This window comes from Roseateles sp. SL47 (assembly GCF_026625885.1).
Classification (GTDB): domain Bacteria; phylum Pseudomonadota; class Gammaproteobacteria; order Burkholderiales; family Burkholderiaceae_C; genus Roseateles.
Map to the genome: position 1 here is coordinate 3,561,129 of NZ_CP113068.1, position 13,022 is coordinate 3,574,150.

Sequence of the window (13,022 nt, forward strand, 5' to 3'; positions counted from 1 at the left end):
GCAGTCGGCCGGAGGGGCGGTCTGATGCAGGGCCAGTTCAAGAACGGACACTGGGGCCTGACGCAGGGACGGGGCCCGTGAGGGACACGGCAAGGGACTGGGCGGCTGACCCGGGCTTTGACCGCGTCTGGCCGCAGCTTGAGCGCCGTCTTGGTCTGCTGCATTCCTTTGGATGGGTTGTGGTTTTTGTCCGCGACCCGATTCTGGTGTCGCCATTAAGGGCCCGTGTACAGCAATGGCTGGGCAGCCCTGACGCGATGGCGGAGGTGTCGCTCCTTCATCCCGAAGGTTTTTCCGCCAGTGCGTTGGAGCGCACCTTTGAATCTGTGGGGCGTCACGGAGTTCGGCTCTGCTGGCTGGAGGCGCATCGGGGTGATGGCATCCAGCGCTGGGACCAGGAGCGCGTGGAGCTGCTGAGCCGTCTGAACGAAAGACGCGGTTCGCTTGAGGCGACGTTGAAGGGGCCGATGATCCTGCTGCTGCCCGAGGACGGTCTGCGTGAGGCGGCCTCCTTCGCACCGGACCTTTGGCATGTGAGAAGCCTGACGGTGACCTTGGCGCTGGATGGGCTGCGCCCTCAGCACCATGTCCGTGCGTCCGACCTGCATCCATTCATCGTTCACACGATTTTGTATGAGCGGGTGGCCACGCCGCCTACTTCGTCCTGGCTTGAGCGATGGCGAATGGCGATGAGTTCGCGCCACGCTGAAGGGATGGATCTGTCTGATCCTGCGATATTGGATCTGCAGGTGTTTGACGGTGCTGTTCACGTTCGTGAGGCCTTGGCCGCCGGGCAAGTGGCGATGGCGCAGGCGACTGCAGAGGCTCTGGTGCGCTTGGCGAGCGCACGGTCCGCTTCCGGCGACCATGGTCAAAGCATCGGGGCCCTGTGGGAACTGACGTTTGCATATCTGGCTCGAGCGGATGTCCATTTGGTTCGGCGGCAGGCGCCGATGGCCATCGCGGATTACGATTCCGCTGTGGATGTCGCAACCAGCCTCCGGGCGCAGGACCCCAATAACGCCTTGAACCAAGTACTTGGCGCCACGGCGAAGGACGCACAGTGGTTCGCCTTGGCGACATTGGACGATTGGGGTCGCGCTGAAGCTGTGCTTCGAGACTTGCTGGACCAGCGCAGACGCGGCTTCGCGCCGGGCGGCTTCATTGAGTTGATGTCCATTGCCATGACCTTGATGGCATGGGGGCATGTGCGCGCCGTTCGTGGCTCATTGAGCGATGCCTTGTGCGCGTTTGATGAAGCTCATGAGAGCGCGCTCAAGGCATTGGATGATCAGGTGGACACGCATCGAGCTCGCCTGCTGCTGGGTCTTTCGTCGCTAGGGCTGGCCCAGATCCACCTGCTTCAAGGGGATCTTGCTTTGGCTCTGCCCAAGATGGCGGACGCCATTGAGCAAATCCGATCGGCGGCTGCGTTGGGTATTTGGGAGCACGACGCCCAAGCCAACTGGGTCACTTACACACTCTCCACCGCCCGATTCCTCCACCAAGCCCATCTCCGATCCGCCGATGAGGCTGTCCAACTCGCTGTACAGTTGTCAGCCCGGTTGGTTGAACAGGAGCAGCGCTCCCCGCGAGCCTTGCTGCTTCGCTGGCGGTGTTTGACCATGGCGAAGACCGTCTCGCCCACTCCAGAAATCGAGCAGGAGATGTCTGGCCTCAAAATGGAGTGGTCCGCTCGGTTTCCAGAGCTTCCTGCTTCTCCCGATCAGGCGGACTTTTTGTCATCTGGCGTGCCTGTTCCGGCCCTCCCTCATCCCTCTACTGGACTGTCCGATTCGTGAAGTACATCAGCACCCGCGGCGACCACGCCGAACGCCACTTCTGCGACATCCTGCTGGAAGGCCTGGCCCCTGACGGCGGGCTGTACCTGCCGGTGCGTTATCCGCAGGTGGACGTCACCACGCTGGCCCGCTGGCGCGGCTTGTCCTATGCGGACCTGGCGGTGGAGATCCTGTCGCTCTACATCGACGACATCCCCGCCGACGATCTGCAGGCCCTGGTACGCCGCACCTACACCGAAGCGGTCTTCGGCACGCCCCAGATCACGCCGCTGAAGCCGCTGGAAGAGAACCTGGCCCTGGTGGCCCTGTCCAACGGGCCCACGCTGGCCTTCAAGGACATGGCCATGCAGTTGCTGGGGCAGCTGTTTGAGTACGAACTCGGCCGCCGCAGTGAAACCCTCAACATCCTGGGCGCCACGTCCGGCGACACCGGCAGCGCGGCGGAATACGCCATGCGCGGCAAGGCCGGCATCCAGGTGTTCATGCTCAGCCCCCATGGCCGCATGAGCCCCTTCCAGCAGGCCCAGATGTTCAGCCTGCAGGACGCCAACATCCACAACCTCGCGCTGCAGGGGGTGTTCGACGACTGCCAGGACATCGTCAAGGCCGTCTCCAACGACCTGGACTTCAAGCGCCGCTATCGCATTGGCACCGTCAATTCCATCAATTGGGCGCGTCTGCTGGCCCAGGTGGTGTATTATTTTGCCGCCTATTTCCAGGCTACGTCCGGCAATGACCAGCGGGTGAGTGTCACCGTGCCGTCAGGCAACTTCGGCAATGTCTGCGCCGGGCATGTCGCCCGCATGATGGGCCTGCCGATCGAGCGTCTGGTCGTGGCCACCAACGAAAACGACGTGCTGGACGAGTTTTTCCGGACTGGCGTCTATCGTCCGCGTGGCGCCGCCCAGACGCTGGAAACCTCCAGCCCGTCCATGGACATTTCCAAGGCCAGCAACTTTGAGCGTTTTGTGTTCGACCTGCTGGATCGCGACGGCACCCGGGTGCGCCAGCTCTTCGGCGAGCAGCTCTCCACCCAGGGCTTCTTCGCGCTCACCGAGCAGGAACGCGCGCGCATGTCCGAGCGCTTTGGTTTCAGCTCCGGCCGCAGCACCCATGCGGACCGCGTGGCCACCATCCGTCTGTGCCATCAACGCTATGGTCAGGTGATCGACACCCACACCGCCGACGGCCTGAAGGTCGCACTGGAACAGCGTCAGCCCGGGGTGCCGATGCTGGTGCTGGAAACCGCCTTGCCCGCCAAATTCGCCGCCACCATCGAGGAGGCCCTCGGTCTGGTGCCGCCCCGGCCTGCGGCCCTGGCCGATCTGGAAAGCCGGCCCAAGCGGGTGCAGGTGATGCCGGTCTCGGTGGAGCTGGTCAAGCAGTTCATCGCCACCCATGTCTGAGTCTTCGAAGTCAACCGCCGCAACCGGCGCAACCGGCGGATCGTCCGCTGTCACCCCCAGCGCGACCGCCACACCAGTGCGCGCCCCCATGCTGCCGATGGAGCAGGCGCTGGAGCGTCTGCTGGCGCAGGTGCAGCCGTTGGGCATCACCGAGTCCGTCAGCACCCCGCTGGCCCTGGGGCGCATCCTGGCGCAGGATCTGGTGTCCCCGCTGGACGTGCCCCCTTATGACAACAGCGCCATGGACGGCTATGCCGTCCGGATGGCGGCGCTGACCGCTGGATCGGCGAGCGACTCCAATACAGGCACCGGCGAACCGGGCAGTGAGCCGACCGCGCTGCTGCCTGTGGCGCAACGCGTGCCGGCCGGCTCCGTGCCGACGCCGCTGCAGCCCGGCACGGCCGCACGCATCTTCACCGGCGCCACGGTGCCCGAAGGCGCGGACACCATCCTCATGCAGGAACAGTGTGAAGCCGTGGCCGACCCCTCGGGGGGGCTCGGCCAGGTGCGGGTGCCGCTGAACGTTCCGCAGGGGCAGCACATTCGTCGCCGTGGGGAAGACCTGCGCCGCGGCGAGACGGTGCTGACGACTGGGGTGCGTCTGAACGCCGCCGCACTGGGACTGGCGGCCACGGCCGGCGCCGCCGAGTTGACGGTGGCCCGCCGCCCGCGTGTGGCGCTGTTCTCGACCGGCGACGAGCTGGTGTTGCCGGGCCAGCCGCTGGGCCCGGGCCAGATCTACAACTCCAACCGCACCACCTTGCATGCCTTGCTGCTGGCGCTGGGCTGCGAGGTGAGAGACCTGGGCATCGTGCCGGACACGCTGGACGCCACCCGGGCCGCGCTGCGGGATGCCGCCCGTGACAGTGATCTGATCCTCAGCTCCGGCGGTGTATCGGTCGGCGAAGAGGATCATCTCAAGCCCGCGCTGGAGAGGGAAGGGCGGCTCGATCTTTGGCAGATTGCCATCAAGCCGGGCAAGCCGCTGGCATTTGGTGAGGTGCATCACCCGGACGCGCCGCAAGGCCGCACCTGGTACATGGGGCTGCCCGGCAACCCTGTGTCCAGCTTCGTCACCTTCCTGTTGTTTGTCCGTCCGGTGCTGTTGCGCCTGCAAGGCGCCACGCAATGGGCGCCGCGCGGCTATCAGCTGCCGGCCGAGTTCACCTGGACCAAGGCGGACAAGCGTCGCGAATTCCTGCGGGGGCGGGTCACCGACCAAGGTGGTCTCGCCCTGTTTGGCAACCAGAGCTCCGGCGTGATGAGTTCCGCCGCCTGGGCGGATGGGCTGATCGAGTTGCCGCCCGGCGCGACGGTGGCGCCCGGCCAGTTGCTGCGATTCCTGCCGTTCAACGATCTGTTCTGAGCGCCATGACCATCACCGTGCGTTACTTTGCCTCGCTGCGCGAGGCCCTTGGCCCGCAGGAGCAGGTGGCCCATCAGCCGGGTCTGACCTTGGGGGCGCTGCGGGATGCCCTGATCGCCAGCGACGAGGCCCATGCGGCGGCACTGGCCCGTGGGCGTGCCGTGCGCTGCGCGCTGAATCAGGTGATGAGCCGGGAAGATGCCTTGGTGCCCGATGGCGCCGAGGTGGCGTTTTTCCCGCCCGTGACGGGCGGTTGAGCCTTCAGCGCCAGCGCGTGGATCTTCAGCACTGGCTGAGGACACGTCGACCGCCGTAGGTGGAGGAGCGGGTGTGCGCGACATCTCGACCCAGCCGATCCGGCCCCCGTTGCCAGACCGCTCGGACCGCCCGGACGATTTGTCTTCTATGGACATGATGCTTCGCCTGTGGTTGCTCAGACCCACGGTGGCCAACGCGGGAGTGTAGGCGCCGGTGGTGGGCGTATGTCGCCCCGAGGATTGAGGAGTTCACTACGTCCTGTGCGAATCGTGAATGATACCGGTACCAATGTGTACGCAGCCTCTTGATAATGCCGCTTCGCGGGATTGGTATCGCTACCAATGCCGTACTGGCCGCCACACCGCCAGCCCATTTCGGAGCAAGCCGTCATGACATCCAAGTTCACTTCCTCGCGCCGCACCCTGCTGCTGGCGTCCGCTGCCGCCGTGCCCATCGTGGCCATGCCGCTGGGTCAACCCAAAGCCGAAGGGCTGGAAGGGGTGGAGCTGCAGCGTTACCAGCCGGTGTTTTTCACCCCGGCCGAATGGACCTTCGTGATGGCGGCCTGCGACCGCTTCATTCCTGCCGAGGGGCGCGGCCCCGGGGCGCTGGAAACCAACGTGCCGGTGTTCATCGACCAGCAATTGCGCGAAGGTCTGGGCAACGACATCTATCTGCAGGGCCCTCACAAGCCCGATGCCCCCGCCACGCTGGGATTCCAGTTGCCGTACGCGCCGCAGGACACCTACCGCATCGGCATCAAGCTGGCCCAGCAGGCCTGCCAGAAGCAGCATGGCAAGCCGTTTGAGCAGCTGTCCGACAAGGACAAGGACGCCTTCCTGACCGCGCTGCAAAAAAACACCGTGGACTTCGCTGCGCTGGGCGAGCCGACCCTGAAGGCCTCGCAGTTCTTCGGCCAGTTCCTGGGCGACACCAAGAACGGCTATCTGGCCGACCCGAAGTACGGTGGCAACAAGGACATGAAGGCCTGGGTCGCCATTGGTTTCCCCGGCGCCCGCGCGGCCTATACCGAGTGGGTGGACCAGCACAACCGCAAGTACCCGCTGGGACCGGTGAGCCTCAGCGGCAAACGCGCCTGAACGCTCGCCCGCGCAGGCGCCGCAGGCGGCCGCCCGCGCTTTCCGGGCGATGAGCTGACTGGCGTCCCAGCAGCCTTTGCCCACCCACCGTTCTGCCTCTTGCATGCCGGAGTGCCGCCGCACCCGCAGGGAGAGGCGCCCGCCCCGCAGCTCCCTGAGTGGAGGCCGGGGCCACCGCAGGAAACATGTCATGCCAAACATCACCAACGACGAGGTGGATGTCGTCATCGTCGGGCTCGGCTGGGCCGGCTCGATCATGGCCATTGAACTGGCCAAGGAAGGCCTGAAGGTCCGCGCGCTGGAGCGTGGTCCGGATCGTCCGCCGGAAGACTTTGCATACCCGAAGCCGGCCGACCAATACGCCTACAACACGCGCAACAAGGTCTTCGCCACGCCTCGCGAGGCGGCGCTGACGGTGCGCTACACCCGCGAGGAAACGGCGTTGCCCACCCGCAAGTGGGGCGCCTTTGCTCCTGGCACCGGCGTGGGGGGCTCCGGCCTGCACTGGACCGGTGTGCTGATCCGCCCGACGCCGACCGACCTGAAGCTGAAGACCTATGCGGACAAGGCCTACAAGAAGGGCCAGCTGGATGCCGACATGCGCATCAAGGACTTCCCCTTCACCTGGGACGAAATCGAGCCGCACTTCGATTTCTTCGACAAGGTCTGCGGGCTGTCCGGCAACACCGGCAACCTGCGCGGTGAACTGCAGCCCGGTGGCGACCCGTTTGAAGGGCCGCGCTCCAGCCCCTATCCGCTGCCCGCGCTCAAGGACACCCTGAACAATTCGATGTTCAAGGACGTGGCCACCAAACTGGGCTACCACCCGTTCCCCAATCCTTCGGCCAATGTGTCGCAGGCCTGGACCAACCCTTACGGCGCGCAGCTGGCCCCCTGCAACTACTGCGGCTACTGCAGCAAATATCCCTGCCTCAACTATTCGAAGGCATCGCCGCAGACCACCATCCTGGATGTGGTCAAGCGCATGCCCAACTTCGACTACAAGGTCAATGCCAACGTCATCCGCGTCGATCTGCATGCGGACAAGAAGACGGCCAAGGGCGTGACCTACATCGATGAGCATCAGCGGGAGGTGTTCCAGCCCGCCAAGATCGTCATCCTGAGCGGTTTCCAGTTCGCCAACGTGCGCTTGATGCTGCTGTCGGGCATCGGCAAGCCGTATGACCCGATCTCCGAGACCGGCACCATCGGGCGCAACTATGCGTTCCTGTCCAACGGCGGCGCGACGCTGTTCTTCAAGGACAAGCACTTCAATCCGTTCGCGACGGCCGGCGCCACCGGCGAGATGTTCAATGACATCTCCCCGGGCAACTTCGAGGACGGCCCGAAGCTGGGCTTCATCGGCGGCGCCAAGATCCACAGCTCGCAGGCCACCGGCACGCCGATCGGCGCCGCGCTGCCACCCGGTACGCCGCAGTGGGGCAAGGGCTGGAAGGAAGGCATGGTGGACTGGTACGGGCATTCGATGGGCGTGAGCATCACCACCACCTGCATGTCCTATCGCGGCCACTACCTGGACCTGGACCCGAACTACAAGGACCCGTGGGGCCAGCCGCTGCTGCGCATGACCTTCAACTGGCGTGAAAACGAGTTGAAGCTGCAGCGTTATCTGCGCGACATCGTGCTGAAGATCTCCGGTGAACTGAAGCCGGATGCCATCTCGGAAAACTTCCTCAAGATGGATGCCAACTGGGACATCACCAAGTACGTGTCCACCCACAACGTGGGCGGCGCCGTCATGGGGACGTCGCCGCATGACTCGGCGCTCAACCGCTATCTGCAGTCCTGGGATGTGCACAACGTGTTTGTGCCGGGCGGCAATGCCTTCCCGCAGAACTTCCAGGCCAACCCCACGGCGACCATCGGCGCCATCACGCTGTTTGCGGCCGAAGCCATCAAGAAGCACTACCTCAAGAACCCTGGCCCGCTGGTGCAGGCATGAGTGCGAGCAGGACCCTCACCATGAAACTGTTGAAGCCCATCCTCGCCAGCGCCACCGTGGCTGCTGTGGCCCTGTATGCCGCGCATGGCATGGCTGATACGGCGGCTGCGTCGTCTTCAGTGACCTCGACCTCGACGTCGTCGGTCGCTTCCGCGCCTGCGTCGTCCATTGCATCGACGCCCGCGTCGCCCATTGCATCAACGCCTGCGTCGGCTCCAGTCCCAGCGGCATCCGCGCCTTCTGCCGCCGCGCCGTCCACCGCCGCATCCTCGCCCAACGCGCCCTTGATCGCACGGGGTGAATACCTGGCCCGTGCCGGTGATTGCATCGCCTGCCACAGCGCTCCCGGCAAGCCCACCTTTGCCGGCGGCCTGCCCATCAACAGCGGCCACGGCATCATCTACTCCACCAACATCACGCCGGACAAGCAGCATGGCATTGGCAGCTACACCGAGCAGCAGTTTGTCGATGCCGTCCGCAAGGGCGTCAGGGCTGACGGCACGCATCTGTATCCCGCCATGCCCTACACCAGCTATGTGAAGGTGACGGATGAGGACATGCATGCCCTCTACGCCTACTTCATGGAAGGTGTGAAGCCCGTAGCCACCACACCACCGGCCACGAAGATGAGCTTCCCGTTCAACCTGCGTTTCGGCATGGGACTGTGGAACTGGTTCTTTGCTTCCAACGACCCGTTCAAGCCGGTCGAGGGCTGGAATGCACAGGTGACGCGTGGCGCCTACCTGGTGGAAGGGCTGGGCCACTGCGGCAGTTGCCATACGCCGCGGGGCGTGGCCATGAATGAAAAGGCCAGCCACAGCAGCGAGGCCCAGTTCCTGTCCGGTGGTGAGCTCAATGGCTGGGGCGTGCCGTCCCTGCGCGGCCTGCCGCGCTGGACGGACCAGGACATCATCGACTACCTGCAGACGGGGCGCAACCAGACCTCCGCCGTGGCCGGCGAGATGACCGAGGTGGTGCGCCACAGCACCGCCTATCTGCAGGATGACGACCTGCATGCCATCGCCAGTTATCTGAAGGGCCTGACTCCGGTGCCGGACCGCGCGGCCGACGTGAAGCCGCAAGGGGCCAAGGAAACCGCCGCCAAGCTGACCCAGGCGGTGGACCTGACCCTGGGTGAGCGTCTTTACCTGGACAACTGCGCGGCCTGCCACTTTGTGGACGGCAAAGGCGCGAAGCGGGTGTTCCCGGTGCTGGACGGGGCGACGGTGATCAATGCCGACAATCCCAATGCGCTGATCCACGTGATGCTCAAGGGCGCTCGCACACCGTCGACCGAGAAGGCACCGTCGGTGCTGGTGATGCCGGGCTTTGACCATCGCCTGAGCGATAGCGAAGTGGCCACGCTGGCGACCTTCCTGCGTCAGGCCTGGAGCAACCGTGCCGCGCCTGTGTCCGAACGCGAGGTGGCGAAGCTGCGGGAGCGGCTGCAGGAACAGCAACAGGAACAGCAGCATTGATCTGTACTGAGCGGCATTGAATGGCACGCTGGGCAGCACTGCCAAGCACTGCCCAGCACTGCCCAGCACTGCCAAGCACCGCCCAGCAGTGCCAAGCACTGCGCTGCTTTTTGCCGTGAGGCATTGAGTGGCACGCTGGGCAGCACTGCCAGGCACCGCCCATTACCGCGCAGTACCGCCCATTACCGCGCAGCGTGGTGCTGCACTTGTCAGGTCTACGGGAGACCGATGGTGGACCGGCCGATTTGAGGCCGATCCGCGAGGCCTGACGGGGATGGCAAGGGGATGGTAAGGGGATGGCAAGGGGGGATCAGCTCGACGGACCAAGCAACCGCCGCGCCACCGCCTCGCCCTGGGTGAAGGCTTCTTCAAACACTGAGTAGCCCGCCAGATCCGCATGGGCATGGTGCAGCCGCCCCTGCGCCCGTTCCCGGAGCGAGGCCAGGGCAGCGGCCCCGCGCAGGCCCGGCACGGGGATGCTCATTGCATGCCCGTAGCGCATCAGGTCGATGGCCTGCACCCGCTCCGGCAGGTCGGCATGCAAGGGCGCCAGATCGGCCATCACCTGCGCCGCCCAGGTCCGCCAGTCCGGCGTCAGCAGCGAGGCGCGCTGGGCCTGGGGAAGGGCACGGTAAGCGGTGAGCACACAAGGCCCGCGGCGCGGGTCCAGGGACTGGTGATTGGCATTCACATAGCCCAGGTTCTCGCTGGCATACACGACGTTGTCCCAGGCCAGCGGGGTGCCAAGACGCTCAAGCGGCGGTGCGTCCAGCCGCAGGTTGGCGACCAGCCACGGTGCATACCGCATGCGAGGCGCCATGTCCGCCAGGGCGCTGCCGGGCTGCTCCACCACCCGCGCGGCGATGAACAGCGGCAGGGCCAGCACCACCTGGGCCGCTTCCCAGCGCTGAGGACGTCCGGCATCGGCATCCCAGCTCAGCACCTGCACGGCATGACGTTCCTCCCGCACCCGCAGCACCGTGTGGCCGGTATGGAGCGCGTCCTTCAGCGGTTCCGCCAACCGGGCGGACAACCAGCCATTGCCCTGCGGCCAGGTCAGCACGGCTTCCCGTTCTTCCAGGCTCATGAAGCCGTGGCGGCTGCCGAAGTAGTGCAGTCCGGCCCAGGCCGACACCTCCGATGCCGGCGCACCATAGTCATCGCGGCAGCAGTAGTCGAGATACCAGCGCAGCGGGGCGGCGGTCAGGCCGTGTCCGTCCAGCCAGGTGGAGAAGCGCTGGCGATCCAGCGCATCATGGGCCGCCGTCCATCGCTGATGGGTGCTGGGCATGGCAAAGCCGACCTCACGGCGCGCCGCCTCCACCAGCGAAGCAAAACGCTGATATTGCGACTGCAACGCCGGGTTGTCGGCCGGCGGCAGCAGCCCCTCCACCCATTGATCCTGGGCTTCCAGCCACAGCCGCTCCTGCGGGCTGTGACAGAGCTGTTCCTCATCAAACACCCAGCGCCCGGCGACCCGGCGCGCCAGCCCCAGCGCTTCCAGCAGGGCCTGGACCTCCGGCGCTTCGTCACCCGGCACCGGCAGATAGTGGGCACCCAGCGGGCAGGGCAGCCCGCCCATGACATGCGAACGGCTGTTGCCGCCGGGCTGGCGCTCCAGATCCAGCACCGCCACGTCCACCCCCTGCGCACGCAGACGGCGCGCACACGCCAGGCCCGCAATGCCGGCGCCCAGCACCAGCACTTGCGCGCGCCGGGGTGTGGGCGCGGCGCTGCCCCAGGATGGGGGTGCCTCCCGTAGCCGGTGGCCCCGCTGCACATCGGCGCCCACCCAGCCGCCCGGCAGGTCTGCCACCCGGGCGGTGATGCGCTCGGCCAGCGGGCGAGCCTCCTGGCCGCAGGCCGCCAAGGCCGGCAGCAGCCCCAGCGCCAGCAGTTCGCGGCGGCGCAGTTCAGCAGCCCCGGTGCTCAATGCAGCTTGCCCCATTCCCGCTCGAACTCATGCACCAGCACCTGATTGGACAGCCGGTTGACCTCCAGATGGTCGGGGCGGGCCATGTCGGGCGGAAAGTTCATCAGCGACGGCAACCCCTCCAGGTTGATGAACCGCAGGCCTGCCGGCAGGGCGCGCGGCATCACCCAGGGGCGGCGGCTCGCCAGCACGTAACCCCATTCCCCAAAGCTCGGTACATGGGCGTGGTAGGGGGTGGCGGTGAGTCCGGTCGCCTCGACCGTATTGACCACTGTCCAGAAGCTGCGCGGCGCCACCAGCGGGGAGGTGGACTGGATCACCGCAAAGCCGCTGGCATTCAGATGCAGATCGATCAGCTTGTAGAAGCTGGCGGTGTAGAGCTTGCCCAGCGCGAAATTGCTGGGGTCCGGGAAGTCGATGATGATCACGTCATACATCGTGGGATGTTGCTCCAGCCACCCAAACGCATCTGCATTCACGATGCGCAGCTTGGGGTTGAGCAGGGCGTCCTGGTTCAACTGCCGCAGCAGCGGCATGGTGGAGAACATCGACGTCATGTGCGGGTCCAGCTCTACCAGGGTGACCTGCTCCACCGTCGGGTAGCGCAGGATTTCGCGGACGGCCATGCCGTCGCCGCCCCCCAGCACCAGCACATGGCGGGGTGCCCCTTGCGCGGCCATGGCGGGATGCACCAGGGCCTCGTGGTAGCGGTATTCATCACGGGAGTGGAACTGCAGGTTGCCGTTCAGGAAGAGGCGGGTGCCGCCCTGGCCCTGGGTGACCACGATGCGCTGGTAGTCGCTGGTCTCCTTGAAGAGGATGTGCTCGCCGTAGAACCGATCCTCGGCCCAGGTGCTGAGCTGATCGGCCCCGGCCATGCCTGCGCCGAGCACCAGCACCGCCACCCCGCAGGCCACCGCATGGGACCGCCAGGCGCGCAGCCGGCCGCGGAAGATCCACAGTGCCCAGATGGCCACTGCCACATTCAGCAGCCCGAAGAAGAGGCCCGTGCGCACCAGCCCCAGTTGCGGCACCAGCACCAGCGGGAAGGCCAGCGCCACGAGCAGGGCGCCCAGATAGTCGAAGGTGAGCACCTGCGAGACCAGTTCCTTGAGCGCATAACGCTGTCGGAAGTGCCGCTTGAGAATGCGCATGACCAGCGGAATCTCCAGCCCCACCAGCGTGCCCACCACCAGCACCAGCACATACAGCAGCAGCCGGAATCCCATCACCTGGCCGGGCGGCAGCAGGCTGTGTACGGTGAACAGCGCGGCAGGCATCAGCCCGCCGATCACCCCCACCAGCAATTCGAGCCGCAGGAAATGGGCGACGAGTTGGCGGTCGATGTAGCGCGACAGCCACGACCCCAGCCCCATCGCAAACAGATAGCTGCCGATGATGGTGGAGAACTGCAGGATGGAGTCGCCCAGCAGATAGCTGGCGAGGGCGCCGGCCGCCAGCTCATACACCAGGCCGCAGGCGGCAATGACAAACACACTGGCCAGCAGCAGCACCTCGGGCAGCGAGGCGCGGGAGGCGGCGTCTTCGCTGTCGTCCAGGAGGTCATTCTGGCCGTCGTTCCGGCTATCGTTCCGGCTATCGTCTTGGGGAGCGTCCGAAGGGTGAGCGCCAGCAGTGGCCGGAGCAGCAGACGCTACAGGCGTGGCGGGAGAGGCTGGCGAGGCAGGACGGTTGTGGGACATGATGGGGCGCGAG

At 65.9% G+C, this 13,022-nt stretch carries 9 protein-coding genes; 7 read left to right on the forward strand and 2 right to left on the reverse strand.

Annotated elements, in window-relative coordinates; genetic code table 11:
- The first annotated feature begins 179 nt into the window (after window positions 1-179).
- The 7 genes from OU995_RS15755 to OU995_RS15785 all read left to right on the forward strand — a co-directional run bounded on the left by OU995_RS15755 (window position 180) and on the right by OU995_RS15785 (window position 9,373).
- On the forward strand, window positions 180-1,802 hold the full coding sequence (locus OU995_RS15755; RefSeq protein WP_267830965.1) for a hypothetical protein: 1,623 nt from the start codon (window positions 180-182) through the stop codon (window positions 1,800-1,802).
- Window positions 1,799-3,208 (forward strand): threonine synthase, encoded by a 1,410-nt coding sequence (gene thrC, locus OU995_RS15760; protein ID WP_267830966.1) that lies wholly within the window; start codon window positions 1,799-1,801, stop codon window positions 3,206-3,208. The genes OU995_RS15755 and thrC overlap by 4 nt, the downstream gene beginning before the upstream one ends.
- An 88-nt stretch (window positions 3,209-3,296) precedes the next feature.
- Complete coding sequence (glp, locus tag OU995_RS15765; RefSeq protein ID WP_267836279.1) at window positions 3,297-4,574, forward strand: gephyrin-like molybdotransferase Glp; 1,278 nt, start codon at window positions 3,297-3,299, stop codon at window positions 4,572-4,574.
- Between the two features lie 5 nt (window positions 4,575-4,579).
- Window positions 4,580-4,831 (forward strand): MoaD/ThiS family protein, encoded by a 252-nt coding sequence (locus OU995_RS15770; RefSeq protein WP_267830967.1) that lies wholly within the window; start codon window positions 4,580-4,582, stop codon window positions 4,829-4,831.
- A 390-nt stretch (window positions 4,832-5,221) separates the two neighbouring features.
- Window positions 5,222-5,932 (forward strand): gluconate 2-dehydrogenase subunit 3 family protein, encoded by a 711-nt coding sequence (locus OU995_RS15775; RefSeq protein WP_267830968.1) that lies wholly within the window; start codon window positions 5,222-5,224, stop codon window positions 5,930-5,932.
- A 190-nt stretch (window positions 5,933-6,122) separates the two neighbouring features.
- Window positions 6,123-7,895 carry a GMC family oxidoreductase gene (locus OU995_RS15780; protein WP_267830969.1) on the forward strand — a complete coding sequence of 591 codons (1,773 nt, stop codon included), beginning with the start codon at window positions 6,123-6,125 and terminating at the stop codon, window positions 7,893-7,895.
- Between the two features lie 20 nt (window positions 7,896-7,915).
- Window positions 7,916-9,373 (forward strand): c-type cytochrome, encoded by a 1,458-nt coding sequence (locus tag OU995_RS15785; RefSeq protein WP_267830970.1) that lies wholly within the window; start codon window positions 7,916-7,918, stop codon window positions 9,371-9,373.
- A gap of 310 nt (window positions 9,374-9,683) precedes the next feature.
- Here the strand turns inward: OU995_RS15785 and OU995_RS15790 are convergent, their stop codons facing one another.
- Window positions 9,684-11,321, reverse strand: a complete 1,638-nt coding sequence (locus tag OU995_RS15790) for a flavin monoamine oxidase family protein (RefSeq protein WP_267830971.1) — start codon at window positions 11,319-11,321, stop codon at window positions 9,684-9,686.
- Window positions 11,303-13,009 carry a polyamine aminopropyltransferase gene (locus OU995_RS15795; RefSeq protein WP_267830972.1) on the reverse strand — a complete coding sequence of 569 codons (1,707 nt, stop codon included), beginning with the start codon at window positions 13,007-13,009 and terminating at the stop codon, window positions 11,303-11,305. The genes OU995_RS15790 and OU995_RS15795 overlap by 19 nt, the downstream gene beginning before the upstream one ends.
- Window positions 13,010-13,022: the final 13 nt, after the last annotated feature.

Bases quoted from the DNA above. Each gene is read 5' to 3' on its own strand.
- glp (WP_267836279.1), top strand. From the start codon at position 3,297: ATGCTGCCGATGGAGCAGGCGCTGGAGCGTCTGCTGGCGCAGGTGCAG.
- OU995_RS15770 (WP_267830967.1), top strand. From the start codon at position 4,580: ATGACCATCACCGTGCGTTACTTTGCCTCGCTGCGCGAGGCCCTTGGC.
- OU995_RS15775 (WP_267830968.1), top strand. From the start codon at position 5,222: ATGACATCCAAGTTCACTTCCTCGCGCCGCACCCTGCTGCTGGCGTCC.
- OU995_RS15780 (WP_267830969.1), top strand. From the start codon at position 6,123: ATGCCAAACATCACCAACGACGAGGTGGATGTCGTCATCGTCGGGCTC.
- OU995_RS15785 (WP_267830970.1), top strand. From the start codon at position 7,916: ATGAAACTGTTGAAGCCCATCCTCGCCAGCGCCACCGTGGCTGCTGTG.
- OU995_RS15790 (WP_267830971.1), bottom strand. From the start codon at position 11,321: ATGGGGCAAGCTGCATTGAGCACCGGGGCTGCTGAACTGCGCCGCCGC.
- OU995_RS15795 (WP_267830972.1), bottom strand. From the start codon at position 13,009: ATGTCCCACAACCGTCCTGCCTCGCCAGCCTCTCCCGCCACGCCTGTA.